The sequence below is a fragment of the Afipia clevelandensis ATCC 49720 genome (assembly GCF_000336555.1).
GTDB classification, from domain to species: Bacteria; Pseudomonadota; Alphaproteobacteria; order Rhizobiales; family Xanthobacteraceae; genus Afipia; species Afipia clevelandensis.
Genome location: NZ_KB375281.1, coordinates 2621886 through 2635832 on the forward strand (window position 1 = coordinate 2621886; position 13947 = coordinate 2635832).

The window sequence follows — 13947 nt, forward strand, 5'->3', positions numbered from 1 at the left end:
ACATCCCATGATCGAACTTCGCCCATTCAACACGCTCGGCAGCGCCGATCACGGCTGGCTCAAGGCAAAGCACCACTTCTCCTTCGGCAGTCACTACGACCCGAACAATATGAATCACGGCAGCCTGCGCGTCTGGAACGATGACGAGATCGCGCCGAACACCGGTTTCCCCGCGCATCCCCATGCCAACATGGAAATCATCACTTTCGTTCGCGAAGGCGCGATCACCCATCAGGATTCGCTCGGCAACAAGGGCCGCACCGAAGCCGGCGATGTGCAGGTGATGAGCGCGGGCTCCGGCATCCGTCACTCCGAGTACAATCTTGAACCGGTGACCACCAAGATCTTCCAGATCTGGATCGAGCCGACGCAGGAAGGCGGACAGCCGTGCTGGGGTGCGAAGCCTTTTCCGAAAGCTGACCGCTCCGGAAAGTTCGTCACCATCGCAAGCGGCCACAAGGCCGACAACGATGCGCTGCCGATCCGCGCCGATGCGCGCGTGCTCGCCACCACACTGAAGGCCGGCGAGACCGCCGAATATGCGCTCGGCGAAGACCGCTACGGCTATCTGGTGCCCGCCAGCGGCAGCATCGAGGTCAATGGCGTGCGCGCAAACACCCGCGACGGCATTGCCGTCCAGGATGAAGCCTCGGTGACGATCACCGCGCTGGAAGACACAGAACTCATTCTCGTGGATGCGGCTTGAGCCGCATCCACTCCCGTCCACCCGACCACTCACCCTGCAAATTCAAAGGAGGCCATCATGGCCAAGGTTCTCGTTCTCTACTATTCCGCCTACGGACACATTGAAGCGATGGCCAACGCTGTCGCGGAAGGCGCCCGCGAAGCCGGCGCGACCGTCGACGTGAAGCGCGTGCCTGAACTGGTGCCGCCCGACGTCGCCAAGGCGTCCTACTACAAGGTCGATCAGGCCGCTCCGGTCGCCAAGATCGAGGATCTGGCGAACTACGACGCGATCATCGTCGGCACCGGGACCCGCTTCGGCCGCATCTCGTCGCAGATGGCGAACTTCCTCGATCAGGCCGGCGGCCTGTGGGCGAAGGGCGCGCTGCACGGCAAGGTCGGCGGCGCGTTCACCTCGAGCGCCACACAGCACGGCGGCCAGGAGACCACGCTGTTCTCGATCATCACCAACCTCTTGCATTTCGGCATGGTGATTGTCGGCCTCAACTACGGCTTCGCCGGACAGATGGGCGTCAAGGACGTCACCGGCGGCGCGCCGTATGGCGCGACCACCATCACCGACGGTGACGGCAGCCGCCAGCCGAGCGCGAATGAACTCGCCGGCGCGCGCTATCAGGGCAAGACCATCGCCGAAACAGCGAAGAAGCTGCACGGCTAGAACAAATGGCGGCGCCGGCGACGGTGCCGCCATTTCCTTTCAGGGATTTCCGGTCATGCAGGATGCTCTGTATCTGTTTCATATCGTTCGCGGCCCGCTGCGGAGTCTCGCGCAGGACTGGATGTGCCGCAGCCTCCGCCGCTCGGCCTTCGGCGAGAGCGCCGGTCTCTATCGCTACTGCCCGCCGTGCGATGCATCTACTACCAATGACGGTCGCGCAATTGCCATGGGAACCGGTTAGGTTCCCCTCGCCGGGTTTCATTCAGTCTGTTCACGTTACAGGAGCTACAGGTCATGCCGACTATCACAACCAAGGACGGCGTCGAGATTTTCTACAAGGACTGGGGCTCCGGTCAGCCGATCGTTTTCAGCCACGGCTGGCCGCTCTCGGCCGACGACTGGGACGCGCAAATGCTTTTCTTTCTGGCGAAGGGCTTTCGGGTCATCGCCCATGACCGGCGCGGTCACGGTCGCTCCACCCAGACCGGCGACGGTCACGACATGGATCACTACGCTGATGATCTCGCAGCAGTGGTCACGCATCTCGATCTGAAAAATGCGATCCACGTCGGTCACTCGACCGGCGGCGGCGAGGTCACGCATTATCTCGCACGTCACGGCACAAACCGGGCTTCCAAGGCCGCTCTCATCAGCGCCGTCCCTCCGCTCATGGTGAAGACAGAAGCGAACCCGCTAGGGTTGCCGAAGGCAGTGTTCGACGACTTGCAGGCGCAACTGGCGGCGAACCGATCGAAGTTCTATCGCGATCTGCCGGAGGGGCCGTTCTACGGCTTCAACCGTCCAGGCGTAAAACCAATTGAAGCGGCGATCGCCAACTGGTGGCGTCAGGGCATGATGGGTGGCGCCAAGGCGCACTACGACGGCATCGTCGCTTTCTCGCAGACCGATTTCACCGAAGACCTGAAGAAGATCACAATCCCGGTCCTTGTGATGCACAGCGAGGACGACCAGATCGTGCCTTATGTCGCCGCGGGCCCCTTGAGCGCAAAGCTGCTGCCGAACGGCACGCTGAAAACCTACAAGGATTTCCCGCACGGCATGATCACGACCCAAGCCGAGACGATCAACGCCGACCTGCTCGCCTTCATCAAGGGCTGAGGCTTGAACGAGCCGCAACAAGGAAAGGCCCGCTCATGGAGCGGGCCTTTTTACGTCTGCTGACCGGACCTATGATGCCTTCTGCAACGCGCCCACGTCATTGACCGCCTTGTTCAGATGGACATGGGTGTCCACATGGTCGATCCATGCGACCGGCACGAAGTGATGCTGCCCGTCGGGCGAACTAGCCTTCGTCAGCTTGATCTTGTCGTTACCTTCAAGGTGATCGACCTTGCCGATGTTCTTGCCGGCGGAATCGATCACGTCCATGTGTTCCTTGATCTTCGATACATCTGCCATTTGCGTCTCCTTACTGTCTGGCTATCAACAACGCAGCGCCCGGATGGTTCGGCAATGCCTGCATTTTCGCCGCGCGACGGAACCTGTTTCCCGTCCGGCAGTTGTCGGTCCATCACTCCTGGAGAACATGACGATGGACAAGGACCGGATCACGGGTGCCGCAAAGGACGCTGCGGGCAAGGTCGAGGGCGCATTCGGACGTGCCACCGGCGATGCGTCCACAGAAGCCTCGGGCCGCGCACGCGAAGCCGCGGGAACCGTGCAGAATCTGTACGGGCAAGCAAAGGACGCCGCGCGCGATATCGGGGATGCCGCGACCGAGTATGCGAAGGACGCGATGGACGCAGGCAGCGACATGTATCGCGGCGGCACCAAGGCCGTGGCGTCGACCGTGCGCGAACAGCCACTTGGCTCGCTTCTTATTGCAGGTGCAGTCGGCTTCGCGCTCGCACTGATGCTGAACCGGCAGCCGCGCCGGCGTCGGCTTCGCGACTACTACTGACAGCAATCATCGAGCCGGCAGCCGGTTATCCACATGCGTGCGCGGAATGAGAATCGTTCCGCGCACAAGTGTGCGTTGTTTCCGTCGCCGAGCGGCATGCGTATTGTTTCCCCCAAGACATTCTGGATAGTCTCGCCGCATCGTTTCTGAATTGCATCGTGGGCGGGAGTTTGCAGATGTTCAGGTGGATTGGATCGGCAGCGGTGGCCGTTGCCGGATTGATGATGGCTGTATCGAGCGCCAGCGCGGGCTCCTGGGAAGATGGCATGAAGGCGTTCGCGCGAAAGGAATATGCCGCCGCGGCGAAACTGTTTCGTCCTCTTGCGGAGAAGGGCAATGCCGTCGCGCAATACCGGATCGCGATGATGCACAAGATGGGCCTTGGCGTTTCAAAGGACCGCAAACAGGCCGAGAAATGGAGCCGGCTCGCCGCCAAACAGGGCAATGCCGATGCGCAGGTGTTACTGGGCAGCCTGTACTACAAGGGCGACGGCAAAGAATCCGACGCCATCGCGAAAGCGTACATGTGGTACGACATCGCCGCGGCGCAGGGGAATGACGAGGCCAAGAAGGAACTCGTCACCGTTTCAAGCGGACTCACGCCGCAGCAGGTTGCCGCCGCGCAAGCCAAAGCACAGGCTTGCAAATCTTCCGGCTATCAGCAGTGTGATTGATCTATTTTCCGAGATGACGGCGGATCGCGGCGACCGATGGGCCAACCTCGTCGATCGCTGCGGCAAGATCATCCGGCGACACGTTGAGGCGATAGGCCCAGTATCCGGTGGAGGCATGATCCGTCGTGTCGATCGCCGGTGCGGGACGCGCACCGAGATTCGACGACAGCACGGACGCGACTGTCACAAGACGGAGCATGGCCCATCTTACCATGAGCGGGCCGCTCCGACACGCCACGGGACCTCTCAGCGTTAACAAATCCGAAATGTCGCCGCGGCGACCGGCAGCGCTGTATTTTGCAACTGATAGCAGCCGGAATTGTTGTAATCTCCAGGGGACTTCTGTTTGGAGACACACATTGGCGCAGCCGTTCATCGTTTCCATTCCGCACAAACTCGGCAAGGACGAAGCGACGCGCCGCCTGAAAGCCGGACTCGGTAACGTTCGTTCGGACTACGGAAAAATTTTCCAGATCGATGAAGAAATCTGGAGCGGCGACCGCCTCGCCTTCCGCCTCACCGCGCTCAGGCAGCAGGTCGGCGGAACTGTCGATGTCGCGGATGATCACGTCAGACTGGAAGTGATGCTGCCCTGGCTGCTTGCCGGCCTTGCGCACGGAATTCAGGCCGCGATCCGTGCGCGCGCAACACGGATGCTCGAGAAGAAAACGACGGACGTGTGAGGCGCGCAAATAATCCCGGCATCGCAGCCGGGATTATGACGCATCAGATCGCGAAAGCTGAATGAGAAAGCCTGTCAGCCGTTGTTCGCTGTCAGCTTCAGCCATGTGGTGTGGACATCCTGTTTCATCTGCCCCCACTCACTGGCCGCAACATCCCAGTTCACGATCTGCCGCGAAGAACCAGCCGACGCGCCACTCGCCACCGTCGACGTTGCCATCGAATCATGAATGTAGACAAAGCCGATGGTCAGCAGGCAGCCGAGCACCATTCCAAGAAAGGTTCGCATGTGATCGTCCTCCGGCATAGGCAACGCCGCAAGGCAATCTGGGTTCCGTGTCAGGGACAGACCCAAAAAGGATTGGTCAGGAATGGTGGGCGCGACAGGGATCGAACCTGTGACCCCCTCGATGTCAACGAGGTGCTCTCCCGCTGAGCTACGCGCCCTTAAAGACCATTGGTGCCGGGATGCGTCCCTATATCGGCTTGAGCAGCCGCAGGCAAGGACGGGAAACCATGATTTGGGGGCAAATTTGCCCCGAATCGGCGGCCCTCAGGCCGCCAGCATCTTGTTCACTTCGCTGACCAATTCGCGCAGGTGGACAGGCTTGGACAGCACCTTGGCGTTTTTCGGGGCTTCCGAGTCTGAATTCAGCGCCACGGCGGCAAATCCGGTGATGAACATGATCTTGATGTCCGGATCGAGTTCGGAGGCCCGGCGGGCCAGTTCGATCCCGTCCATCTCCGGCATCACGATGTCGGTTAGAAGCATTTCAAAAGGCTCTTCCCGCAGCCTCTGATAGGCTGACAGGCCGTTGTCGTAGGACGAGACCTGAAACCCGGCATTCTCCAGCGCTTTCACCAGAAAGCGGCGCATGTCGTTGTCGTCTTCGGCGAGGAGAATTTTGTGCTGCATGGTCCTGGTGTCCCGTATCCGGCGCGCTTCGCTCACAGTGTCTTTCCGAGCGAATGCCGGTCGTCTGAGCGCGTGAATGGAGAAGTCCCCTGCCCTCTATTTGCCCGCAGGAGAGTAAATTTCGGGTGAAGGGGAAGTTCCTATTGGCAGGCAGGATAGGTTTGCAGACAATGACGATCAACAAAGCACCCGCTTTTCCGGCGAAAATATCCTGGCCGGACGGGCATTTCAGTGGCGGAGAGACTCACGCCGCGGGTGAGAAGGGCGAGGAGACGAGGTGGCAATGACCCAGTTTGAGGACGCCCTGTCGCCGCCTTTCGAAATCATCGAACCGGCGATCTGGCGCGCGCCGATCATTTTCAATTCCCCGCATTCGGGATCGGTCTATCCGCGCGAGTTTCTCGCAGCCTCGCGCATTGACGAGACCGCGCTGCGGCGTTCGGAAGACTCGTTCATGGACGAGATCATCGCGGATCTCACAGGCCGTGGATTTCCCGTGGTCCGGGTGAATTTTCCGCGCTCCTATGTGGACGTCAATCGCGAGCCCTACGAACTCGATCCGCGCATGTTCGCAGGCCGCCTGCCGAGCTTCGCCAATACCCGCTCCATGCGCGTGGCCGGGGGTCTCGGCACGATTCCCCGCGTGGTCGGTGATGGCCAAGAAATCTACGCCGAACGCCTCGATGTCGAAGAGGCGCTGAACCGCATTGAATCGCTCTACAAGCCTTACCACCGCGCGCTGCGCCGCCTTCTCAACAAGGCGCATCAGGCCTTCGGCACCGTGATCCTGGTCGATTGCCATTCCATGCCGTCAGTCGGCGTCACGCGCGACGAGCCCAGGCGTCCCGATGTCGTGATCGGCGACCGCTACGGCACAAGCTGCGCGAACCTGCTGTCCGATGCGGTCGAGCAAACGCTGACTGCGCAGGGCTATTCGGTCGGCCGCAACAAGCCTTATGCCGGCGGCTTCATCACCGAGCACTACGGCAACCCGGCGAGTGGCCTGCATACGGTTCAGCTCGAACTCAACCGTGCGATCTATATGGACGAGCGGCGGCGTGAGCGTGGGCCGGATTTCCGCAAGGTTGCCGACGACTTCATTGTGCTGGCCGACGCGCTCGCCGCGATCCCGCTGGACAGCCTCGGCCCGTTTCAGGCAGCCGCGGAATAGAATTTTCTTGCCGCGCGGCGCGCGGCAACATCCTCCCGGATTGCGACAAGAAAAAAGGGCCACTCGCAAATGATGCAAGTGGCCCAAGTCTAGGGAGGAAACGCCCAAGGAGGGCAGCGATAACGCGAGGCGCTATCGCACCGCAACAATATGCAACTGCAGCGCACTAAGCGCAAGTATTTTTAAAGAAATAGCCATGATCTGCATGCATAACAGACTTGCGATCGAAAAGTCCGCAGAAGATGAAATAGCTAAATAATATCATAGCGTTATTCAAAATGTCGGCCTGTCATAATTGCCGGAAAAGCCCGGATTTGCCCTCATGAAGTGAATTGAAAATTCCATTCTTGGGCTGAACGGCTTTCGTTTTGATCTTCGCTTTGAAATCGTGAAGTAAGGAATGAACAATCGAATTAGTGCCCTCGTGCAAAATTTCTGGTGATCGCGCCAACCTCGTTAGGGCTGTCTCCGGTTCGCATTTACACTCCACACCGGCACAGCCGCACCAAAGGACTTCCCGTGACGGTTATCGACTTCACCGCGTTTATCGGACGGCTGGCAACAGCCTCCGGCGACACCATCCTTCCCTTTTTCCGGACCTCGCTGAGTGTGGATAACAAGAACACCGGGCGCGATCTCGATCCGGTAACCGAGGCCGACCGCGCGGCGGAAGCGGTGATGCGGCGGATGATCAAGGACAGCTTTCCGCTGCACGGCATCGTTGGTGAGGAGTTCGGCTCCGAACGCGCCGACGCGGAATATGTCTGGGTGCTCGATCCGATCGACGGCACAAAGTCGTTTATCGCAGGACTGCCGATCTGGGGCACGCTGATTGCGCTGATGCATCGCGGCACGCCGGTGTTCGGCATGATGCACCAGCCCTATATCGGCGAACGCTTCAGCGGCGACGGCGGCTCCGCGCGTTATGAGGGGCCGTCCGGCAAGCGCAAATTGTCCGTGCGCCGCTGCGCATCGCTCAACGAGGCGACGCTGTTCACCACCAGCCCGCGCCTGATGCAGGCTCCGGACCGCGCGCTGTTCGAGCGCGTCGAAGCCGATGTCCGGCTGTCCCGCTACGGCGGCGATTGCTACGCCTATTGCATGCTCGCCTCCGGACATCTGGATCTCATCATCGAGACCGAGCTGAAACCCTATGACGTCGCGGCGCTGATCCCGATCGTGACCGGCGCTGGCGGCATCATCACCACCTGGGAAGGCGAGCCCGCGCAATCCGGAGGCCGCATCATCGCCGCCGGCGACAAGCGCGTGCACGACGCCGCGCTGAAACTGCTTCAGGCGACATAGCGCGGTTTGTCGCGCCTTCAGATTTGCGCGAATGACCTGAGGTGATCGCAAAACTGCCGCACCGGCCGCGGCAATGACGGGCGGCTGCGCATGCAGACCACGAGCCTGCGGCTCGCCCACGGATCGCTGATCCGGATGATCTTGATGCGGGCCGCGCGGCCGACGCGGCGCGCGGCGGCTTCCGGAATGATCGCAAGGCCGACGCAGGCTTCCACCATCTGGCAAATCGCATCGAAGCCGCGCAGCCGCGCGCGAATCCGCAGCCGCACGCCCAGCTTGGCGGCCTGCATCGCGATATGAGTCTGCAGCGCGCTGGCCTCGGTCAGCCCGATGAAATCTCGCCCGACAACATCGCGGAAGCTGGCTTGGCGGCGGGACGCGATCTCGTCGTTCGCCGGTACGACAAGAACCAGCCGATCGTCGCAGAACGGAAACCGCTCGAGCCCTTCCGGCAGCATCGCTTCCACTGCAAGGCCGATATCCGCAGCTCCGGAGGCCAGCGCGGTCGCGATCTCGGTGCTCTCGCGCTCCTCGATATCGACGCTGATGGCCGGATGGTCCGCCAGAAACGACGCCAACGCCTTCGGCAGATGTTCGCTCGCGCCGGATGTGTTGGCGAGCATATGAATGCGGGCTTTCATGCCCCGCGCGTAAGCCGTGAGTTCACCCTGCATCGCCGCGACCTGATGCAGCACGATGCGGGCATGATCGAGCAGGCTCTCACCTGCCGCCGTGAGCCGGACGCCTCGCCGTTGCCGCTCCAGCAGCGGCACACCCAACGCTGCTTCCATACCCTTGATCCGCGCGCTGGCCGATGCCAGCGCCAGCGCCGAACGCTCCGCGCCATCAGTGATGCTGCGGGCCTCGGCCACCGCCACGAACAGACGCATATCCACCAGATCGAAATGCATGGCGACCGCCCTTTACACCGGCTTCGTCAGACCCGAAGGCTAACTCGGTATTCTCCAGATCGTGCGGCCCGCCGCTTCCGGTCAATGTGAGGCCATGTCCAGTTCTCTGTCAGATCCGCTTCTCCTCATCATCGCAGCGGTTTTCCTGCTCGCCGGTTTCGTCAAGGGCACCATCGGCATGGGCCTGCCGACCGTCGCCATGGGCCTGCTGGCGACGCGGATGCCACCCGCGCATGCGCTGGCCATCGTGATCGTGCCGGCGATCGTCACCAACATCTGGCAGACCTTTGTCGGCCCGTATCTGCGCGACATTGTCAGGCGGCTGTGGCCGCTGATGATCGCGACCATGATCGGCATCTGGTCCGGCGCCGGCCTGATGACCGGCCCCTATGCGCGCTACGGCACCGTGGTGCTCGGCATCCTGCTGGTGATCTACGCGATCATCGGCCTTTCCAGGGTGCGTTTCAGCGTTGCGCGCAAGAACGAGAAATGGATCGGCGGCATCGTCGGGCTGATCACCGGCGTCATCTCCGCCGCGACCGGCGTTCAGGTCATCCCGTCCATGCCCTTCATGCAGGCGATCGGCATGGAGAAGGACGAACTGGTTCAGGCTCTCGGCGTATTCTTCACCACGGCAACGATCGCGCTGGCGTTCAACCTGACCGGCGCGGGCCTCTTGAATGCGACAGTTGCCATTCCCGGGCTGATCGCGATGGTCACGGCCTTCGCCGGGATGTATCTCGGCCAGTTGCTCCGTTCCCGCATGGATGCGGAAACGTTTCGCCGCTGGTTTCTGATCGCCCTGCTGCTGCTGGGCATCTATCTCGCCGGCGAGATGCTCGCGAAGATCCACGGCTAGGCTGCTCTGAAAGACGGTGCCCGCGTCACGGGACCGTGCTAGGGATGGGCATGCTCCGAGTCACCCGCGACATCACGATCGACGAGAAGGATCTCGACATCGCCTTCGTCCGCGCCTCGGGACCGGGCGGGCAGAATGTCAACAAGCTCTCGACCGCCGCGCAATTGCGTTTCGACGTGAACCGGATTTCGCTCGCGCCCGATGTCATGACTCGGCTGACGGCGCTCGCAGGCCAGCGCATGACCCGGGATGGCGTCATCGTCATTCACGCCCAGCGTTTCCGGACCCAGGAGCGCAACCGCGCCGACGCCATCGACCGGCTGCTCGACCTCCTGCGCGAAGCCAGCATCCGCCCCAAACCGCGCCGCGCCACCAAGCCCACCCTCGGCTCCAAAATGCGCCGCCTCGACGGCAAGAAACGCCGCGGCGACATCAAGGCCAGACGCACGTCGCGCAGCTTCGACGATTGAGAATTAGCGGGTAAAACATATCTGTTCGCGGGTACAATCGGTGCCATCACCGGATAAACTGCGCCGAACCCGCGAATCGTCCCGGAACTCCATGCCTGTCCGCCAGCTTCCCATTCAGGTCGTCAACCGCATCGCCGCCGGCGAAGTGGTGGAGCGGCCAGCAAGCGCGGTGAAGGAGCTGGTGGAAAACGCCATCGACGCAGGCGCGTCCCGTGTCGATATTTTCACCGAGGGCGGCGGACGGCGGCGCATTGCCATTACCGACAACGGTGCGGGCATGACACGCGACGATCTTGCCCTCTCCGTCGACCGCCATGCGACCTCCAAGCTCGACGACGAAGACCTGCTGCGCATCCGCACGCTGGGTTTTCGCGGCGAGGCCTTGCCGTCCATCGGCGCAGTGTCGAAGCTCGCCATCACCACGCGGCACGCCAGCGAACCGCATGCCTGGGCGCTCAATGTCGATGCGGGTGCGAAGTCGGACATCGTGCCGGCGGCACTCACGTCCGGTACGCGCGTCGAGGTCAGCGATCTGTTCTACGCGACACCGGCGCGGCTTAAATTTCTCAAAACCGACCGCACCGAGGCCGAGGCCGTCCGCGACGTGGTGCGCCGTCTCGCCATGGCGCGGCCCGATATCGCATTCTCCCTCTCCGGTGAAGAACGCGCGCCGGTGACATGGGCGGCGGCTCTGCCCGGCGCGCCGGGACAACTCACGCGTCTCGGCGACATTCTGGGCGCGGATTTCCGCGCCAGCGCCATCGAAGTGCGCGCAGAGCGGGACGGCGTGATTGTCGAAGGCTTCGCGGCGGCGCCATCTCTCACTCGCGCCAATGCACTCGGACAATATCTGTTCGTCAACGGCCGCCCGGTGCGCGACAAGCTCATTCTCGGCGCGGTGCGCGCCGCCTATGCAGACTATCTGCCGCGCGACCGGCATCCCGTGATCGCGCTGTTCGTCACGCTGGATACGCAGGAGGTCGATGCCAATGTGCATCCGGCCAAGACCGAAGTGCGTTTCCGCAACGCCGGGCTGGTTCGCGCGCTGATCGTGCATGCGCTGAAAGATGGCCTTGCGCGCGAAGGCAAGCGCACCGCAGCGAACTCCGATGGCGCGGCGATCATGGCCTTTCGGCCCGGCAGCATCCCACGCAGCAGCGGCTGGGACTGGCGGCAATCACCAAACTTTCCGGCGGCGCCCGCCGCTCCCGCCTATGCCAATGCGGTTGCGTCGAACGCTTTCGCCGAGGCCGCGCAGGCTGCCTTCGACACCGGCGCACCGACAGCAGACGTGCGCTATGAGCAGACACCTGCGACAAACCTGATCGACAGCCCTCTCGGCGCGGCGCGCACGCAGATTCACGAAAACTACATCGTTGCCCAGACCCGTGATGGGCTGGTCATCGTGGACCAGCATGCCGCGCATGAGCGCATCGTCTACGAGCGGCTGAAGGCCTCGCTTGAACAGAATGGTGTGCAGCGGCAGATTCTGCTGATCCCCGAAATCGTCGAGATGGATGAACCCACCGTGGAAAAACTGGTGGCGCGCGCGGACGAACTGGAAAAGTTCGGTCTCGGCATCGAATCCTTCGGCCCCGGGGCGGTGGCTGTGCGCGAGACGCCGTCCCTCCTCGGCAAGATCGACGCGGCTTCGCTGCTGCGCGACCTCGCCGAACACATGGCCGAATGGGACGAGGCGCTTCCGCTTGAACGGCGGCTGATGCATGTCGCCGCGACCATGGCATGCCACGGCTCGGTGCGTTCCGGACGGATTCTCAAGCCGGAGGAAATGAACGCGCTGCTGCGCGAGATGGAAGTGACGCCGAATTCCGGCCAGTGCAATCACGGCCGCCCGACCTATGTCGAACTCAAGCTCGCGGACATCGAGAAATTATTCGGAAGGCGATAAAGCCCGTTTTAACGATCGCCGGACGCGCCCTCCCAACCAGCCAAGCAAGGTTCGGCGTTCTTCGCGATTGCCCAGTGGCGCGTGAGCTTCGGGTTCGAGCGAGAATCGCCGGATCGCGATGCCAAGACTCCGCGAATCCGCCGACAACCCCAGCGACATTGGCGAGGCTGGCGAGCGGATGCTCATCACGATCGTGATGTCTCCGCTTGCCGACGCCGCTGCGGGAAGTTGCACATGACGCCACGACCAGTTGCGGTCGGCGGCCCGGCTTGCATCGAACGACCACTCGGCCACCGGGACATCATTCGCGGTCAAGGAGACGTCGAGCCGTGAATGGCCTTTCGCCAAAAAAGGCCGGACCAGCGCGTTGAAAAACAGCGGCGGCCGGCCGGGCGCAAGCGAAACATTGATTTCGGCACGCTCGCCATCCGACCATGTGCCGAAACCCTCGTCGGCAAGACTCCAGCCGTCACCGAAATAATGCTGCGAGCCGAGAGCGTCGGCCGCATCGGTTGAGAAAACCTGCGACAGGCGCATATCGGGGGCCTTTGCAGCCAGTGCAATCATCCCGTCGAGATTGCTGGCGCAACTGTTTTCCTCGCGAAAAGAGCGCGCGCAGCTATAGGCCAGCGCCTGCAGCCTGTCGCGCTCGTGAGCCACCTTCTCAACCGCAGCGACCATGCCGGAAACGCTGTTGATGGCGAATAAGACACCCGACGCCCGGCCCTCTTCAACGTGATCGGCCATCCATGTTCCGGCGGGGATGATTGCGATCTTTCCCATCGCGACCGTTTCACAGAACACGCCGGACACGATTCCCCGGTATTCAACGGGCCCGTAAGGCAGCAGAAGCGCATCGGATCGCGCGATGGTCGCGAGATAATCGGCATGATCCTGTTCCGAAGGAACGATCTCCAGCCTGCCATTGGCCAAAGCCTCCGCCGCGCGTCTGCGGACGTTGCCTTCACCGGGCGCATCCTTGCTGAACCGCACAAGAAACCGCACATCATGATGGCGTGACAGGATACTGCCGATCAGATCGACGATCCGGTCCGATATCTCTCCCGATCTGACGTTGACATAAATGTAGATCGCAAGCGGGCCTGCTGGCCGGACTTCTGCGGAGCTGACCGCGCCATAGTATTTCGGAACAGGCAGATAGAATGCCTTTCGCAGACTCAACGCTTCGAGATGAGCAAGTGCTCTGGCGTTGTTCAGCGTAAAGAAAATGCGTTCGGCGCCGGGCGACTTATGAAGCACGCGCGACACAAAACGGTAGATCCACGCCGCCTTGCCGAATGTCTTTGCCCCGAAGTCATAGAAATCAGGACCCAGAAACCGGAAAAAGACGGCAGGCCTTCCAGCACCCGGGCGTGTGCGGAGCCATTGAGCGATTCCGTAAATCGCCTGCGGCCGCGATGACGTGATGACCAGAATATCCCGCTCCGAAATTCTTTCCGCGTCGAGATCGTTCCAGAGGGGTGTGAGCGCATGATGAGCGTCCGCAAGGCTTGCAAGCCCGCTACCGACGCTGCCGTTCAGCCACGGGACAACCGGAAGAATCGCCTGCGCATCGAGTTCGCGGGCAATCGCGGGGTCGGCTTTCTCGGAAATATAGATCCTTGTTGCGATCCCGCGGTCCCGGGCGGCCTCGCGAAAACCGAACACCTGATTGAAGAAATGGCCGGGATATCCGACCAGATCAAAATCGACGATGAAAACACGCGGGCCCGCAGTCATGGCTGATCGCACCGAGCCATGGAAGGT

The 13947-nt window shown here is 61.9% G+C and carries 18 protein-coding genes and 1 tRNA gene; 12 read left to right on the forward strand and 7 right to left on the reverse strand.

Going from position 1 to position 13947, the window contains the following annotated elements:
* Positions 1-7 precede the first annotated feature (7 nt).
* The 4 genes from HMPREF9696_RS12525 to HMPREF9696_RS12540 are packed head-to-tail and all read left to right on the forward strand — an operon-like array spanning position 8 to position 2482.
* Entirely contained in the window at positions 8-706 is a 699-nt protein-coding gene (locus tag HMPREF9696_RS12525; RefSeq protein ID WP_002713387.1) for a pirin family protein, read from the forward strand.
* 57 nt (positions 707-763) lie between these two features.
* Positions 764-1363, forward strand: a complete 600-nt coding sequence (gene wrbA, locus HMPREF9696_RS12530) for an NAD(P)H:quinone oxidoreductase (protein ID WP_002713388.1) — start codon at positions 764-766, stop codon at positions 1361-1363.
* 55 nt (positions 1364-1418) lie between these two features.
* Positions 1419-1604, forward strand: coding sequence for a hypothetical protein (locus HMPREF9696_RS12535; protein ID WP_002713389.1), 186 nt, complete (start codon positions 1419-1421; stop codon positions 1602-1604).
* Between the two features lie 53 nt (positions 1605-1657).
* Positions 1658-2482 carry an alpha/beta fold hydrolase gene (locus HMPREF9696_RS12540; protein ID WP_002713390.1) on the forward strand — a complete coding sequence of 275 codons (825 nt, stop codon included), beginning with the start codon at positions 1658-1660 and terminating at the stop codon, positions 2480-2482.
* Between the two features lie 69 nt (positions 2483-2551).
* On the opposite strand, the gene HMPREF9696_RS12545 is transcribed toward HMPREF9696_RS12540, so the two are convergent.
* Positions 2552-2782, reverse strand: a complete 231-nt coding sequence (locus HMPREF9696_RS12545; RefSeq protein WP_002713391.1) for a DUF2171 domain-containing protein — start codon at positions 2780-2782, stop codon at positions 2552-2554.
* A 133-nt stretch (positions 2783-2915) separates the two neighbouring features.
* On the opposite strand from HMPREF9696_RS12545, the gene HMPREF9696_RS12550 reads away from it, so the two are divergent.
* Positions 2916-3284, forward strand: a complete 369-nt coding sequence (locus HMPREF9696_RS12550; RefSeq protein ID WP_002713392.1) for a CsbD family protein — start codon at positions 2916-2918, stop codon at positions 3282-3284.
* Positions 3285-3460: 176 nt separating this feature from the next.
* Complete coding sequence (locus HMPREF9696_RS12555) at positions 3461-3958, forward strand: tetratricopeptide repeat protein (protein ID WP_002713393.1); 498 nt, start codon at positions 3461-3463, stop codon at positions 3956-3958.
* 1 nt (position 3959) lies between these two features.
* On the opposite strand, the gene HMPREF9696_RS12560 is transcribed toward HMPREF9696_RS12555, so the two are convergent.
* Positions 3960-4157: a DUF3606 domain-containing protein gene (locus tag HMPREF9696_RS12560; RefSeq protein WP_040301418.1), complete on the reverse strand. Its 198-nt coding sequence runs from the start codon at positions 4155-4157 to the stop codon at positions 3960-3962.
* A 160-nt stretch (positions 4158-4317) separates the two neighbouring features.
* Between HMPREF9696_RS12560 and HMPREF9696_RS12565 the strand changes: the two genes are divergently transcribed.
* Positions 4318-4641 (forward strand): polyhydroxyalkanoic acid system family protein, encoded by a 324-nt coding sequence (locus HMPREF9696_RS12565; RefSeq protein WP_002713395.1) that lies wholly within the window; start codon positions 4318-4320, stop codon positions 4639-4641.
* Positions 4642-4715: 74 nt separating this feature from the next.
* On the opposite strand, the gene HMPREF9696_RS12570 is transcribed toward HMPREF9696_RS12565, so the two are convergent.
* The 3 genes from HMPREF9696_RS12570 to cpdR form a co-directional block, all read right to left on the reverse strand.
* A complete protein-coding gene (locus HMPREF9696_RS12570) occupies positions 4716-4928 on the reverse strand; it encodes a hypothetical protein (protein ID WP_002713396.1) in 213 nt (70 codons plus the stop codon).
* A gap of 83 nt (positions 4929-5011) precedes the next feature.
* Positions 5012-5086 (reverse strand) — tRNA-Val (locus HMPREF9696_RS12575).
* A gap of 106 nt (positions 5087-5192) precedes the next feature.
* Positions 5193-5555 carry a cell cycle two-component system response regulator CpdR gene (cpdR, locus tag HMPREF9696_RS12580; protein ID WP_002713397.1) on the reverse strand — a complete coding sequence of 121 codons (363 nt, stop codon included), beginning with the start codon at positions 5553-5555 and terminating at the stop codon, positions 5193-5195.
* Positions 5556-5838: 283 nt separating this feature from the next.
* Here cpdR and HMPREF9696_RS12585 point away from each other — a divergent pair, with 283 nt between their 5' ends.
* Both HMPREF9696_RS12585 and hisN read left to right on the forward strand, forming a co-directional pair.
* Entirely contained in the window at positions 5839-6726 is an 888-nt protein-coding gene (locus tag HMPREF9696_RS12585; RefSeq protein ID WP_002713398.1) for an N-formylglutamate amidohydrolase, read from the forward strand.
* Positions 6727-7245: 519 nt separating this feature from the next.
* The gene (hisN, locus tag HMPREF9696_RS12590) at positions 7246-8031 is read left to right on the forward strand and encodes a histidinol-phosphatase (protein WP_002713399.1); all 786 of its coding nucleotides are present in this window, start codon (positions 7246-7248) and stop codon (positions 8029-8031) included.
* A gap of 17 nt (positions 8032-8048) precedes the next feature.
* Here the strand turns inward: hisN and HMPREF9696_RS12595 are convergent, their stop codons facing one another.
* Entirely contained in the window at positions 8049-8942 is an 894-nt protein-coding gene (locus HMPREF9696_RS12595; protein ID WP_002713400.1) for a LysR family transcriptional regulator, read from the reverse strand.
* Between the two features lie 94 nt (positions 8943-9036).
* On the opposite strand from HMPREF9696_RS12595, the gene HMPREF9696_RS12600 reads away from it, so the two are divergent.
* The 3 genes from HMPREF9696_RS12600 to mutL all read left to right on the forward strand — a co-directional run bounded on the left by HMPREF9696_RS12600 (position 9037) and on the right by mutL (position 12180).
* Positions 9037-9801, forward strand: a complete 765-nt coding sequence (locus HMPREF9696_RS12600; RefSeq protein WP_002713401.1) for a sulfite exporter TauE/SafE family protein — start codon at positions 9037-9039, stop codon at positions 9799-9801.
* A 50-nt stretch (positions 9802-9851) separates the two neighbouring features.
* Positions 9852-10271, forward strand: coding sequence for an alternative ribosome rescue aminoacyl-tRNA hydrolase ArfB (gene arfB, locus HMPREF9696_RS12605; protein ID WP_002713402.1), 420 nt, complete (start codon positions 9852-9854; stop codon positions 10269-10271).
* A 91-nt stretch (positions 10272-10362) separates the two neighbouring features.
* Entirely contained in the window at positions 10363-12180 is a 1818-nt protein-coding gene (mutL, locus tag HMPREF9696_RS12610; RefSeq protein ID WP_002713403.1) for a DNA mismatch repair endonuclease MutL, read from the forward strand.
* On the opposite strand, the gene HMPREF9696_RS12615 is transcribed toward mutL, so the two are convergent.
* The gene (locus HMPREF9696_RS12615; RefSeq protein WP_002713404.1) at positions 12163-13920 is read right to left on the reverse strand and encodes a glycosyltransferase family protein; all 1758 of its coding nucleotides are present in this window, start codon (positions 13918-13920) and stop codon (positions 12163-12165) included. The genes mutL and HMPREF9696_RS12615 overlap by 18 nt on opposite strands.
* Positions 13921-13947 lie beyond the last annotated feature (27 nt).

What these genes read in the sequence shown, in the direction of transcription:
- HMPREF9696_RS12525 (WP_002713387.1), top strand. Translation starts at nt 8, where the DNA reads ATGATCGAACTTCGCCCATTCAACACGCTCGGCAGCGCCGATCACGGC.
- wrbA (WP_002713388.1), top strand. Translation starts at nt 764, where the DNA reads ATGGCCAAGGTTCTCGTTCTCTACTATTCCGCCTACGGACACATTGAA.
- HMPREF9696_RS12535 (WP_002713389.1), top strand. Translation starts at nt 1,419, where the DNA reads ATGCAGGATGCTCTGTATCTGTTTCATATCGTTCGCGGCCCGCTGCGG.
- HMPREF9696_RS12540 (WP_002713390.1), top strand. Translation starts at nt 1,658, where the DNA reads ATGCCGACTATCACAACCAAGGACGGCGTCGAGATTTTCTACAAGGAC.
- HMPREF9696_RS12545 (WP_002713391.1), bottom strand. Translation starts at nt 2,782, where the DNA reads ATGGCAGATGTATCGAAGATCAAGGAACACATGGACGTGATCGATTCC.
- HMPREF9696_RS12550 (WP_002713392.1), top strand. Translation starts at nt 2,916, where the DNA reads ATGGACAAGGACCGGATCACGGGTGCCGCAAAGGACGCTGCGGGCAAG.
- HMPREF9696_RS12555 (WP_002713393.1), top strand. Translation starts at nt 3,461, where the DNA reads ATGTTCAGGTGGATTGGATCGGCAGCGGTGGCCGTTGCCGGATTGATG.
- HMPREF9696_RS12560 (WP_040301418.1), bottom strand. Translation starts at nt 4,157, where the DNA reads ATGCTCCGTCTTGTGACAGTCGCGTCCGTGCTGTCGTCGAATCTCGGT.
- HMPREF9696_RS12570 (WP_002713396.1), bottom strand. Translation starts at nt 4,928, where the DNA reads ATGCGAACCTTTCTTGGAATGGTGCTCGGCTGCCTGCTGACCATCGGC.
- cpdR (WP_002713397.1), bottom strand. Translation starts at nt 5,555, where the DNA reads ATGCAGCACAAAATTCTCCTCGCCGAAGACGACAACGACATGCGCCGC.
- HMPREF9696_RS12585 (WP_002713398.1), top strand. Translation starts at nt 5,839, where the DNA reads ATGACCCAGTTTGAGGACGCCCTGTCGCCGCCTTTCGAAATCATCGAA.
- HMPREF9696_RS12595 (WP_002713400.1), bottom strand. Translation starts at nt 8,942, where the DNA reads ATGCATTTCGATCTGGTGGATATGCGTCTGTTCGTGGCGGTGGCCGAG.
- HMPREF9696_RS12600 (WP_002713401.1), top strand. Translation starts at nt 9,037, where the DNA reads ATGTCCAGTTCTCTGTCAGATCCGCTTCTCCTCATCATCGCAGCGGTT.
- arfB (WP_002713402.1), top strand. Translation starts at nt 9,852, where the DNA reads ATGCTCCGAGTCACCCGCGACATCACGATCGACGAGAAGGATCTCGAC.
- mutL (WP_002713403.1), top strand. Translation starts at nt 10,363, where the DNA reads ATGCCTGTCCGCCAGCTTCCCATTCAGGTCGTCAACCGCATCGCCGCC.
- HMPREF9696_RS12615 (WP_002713404.1), bottom strand. Translation starts at nt 13,920, where the DNA reads ATGACTGCGGGCCCGCGTGTTTTCATCGTCGATTTTGATCTGGTCGGA.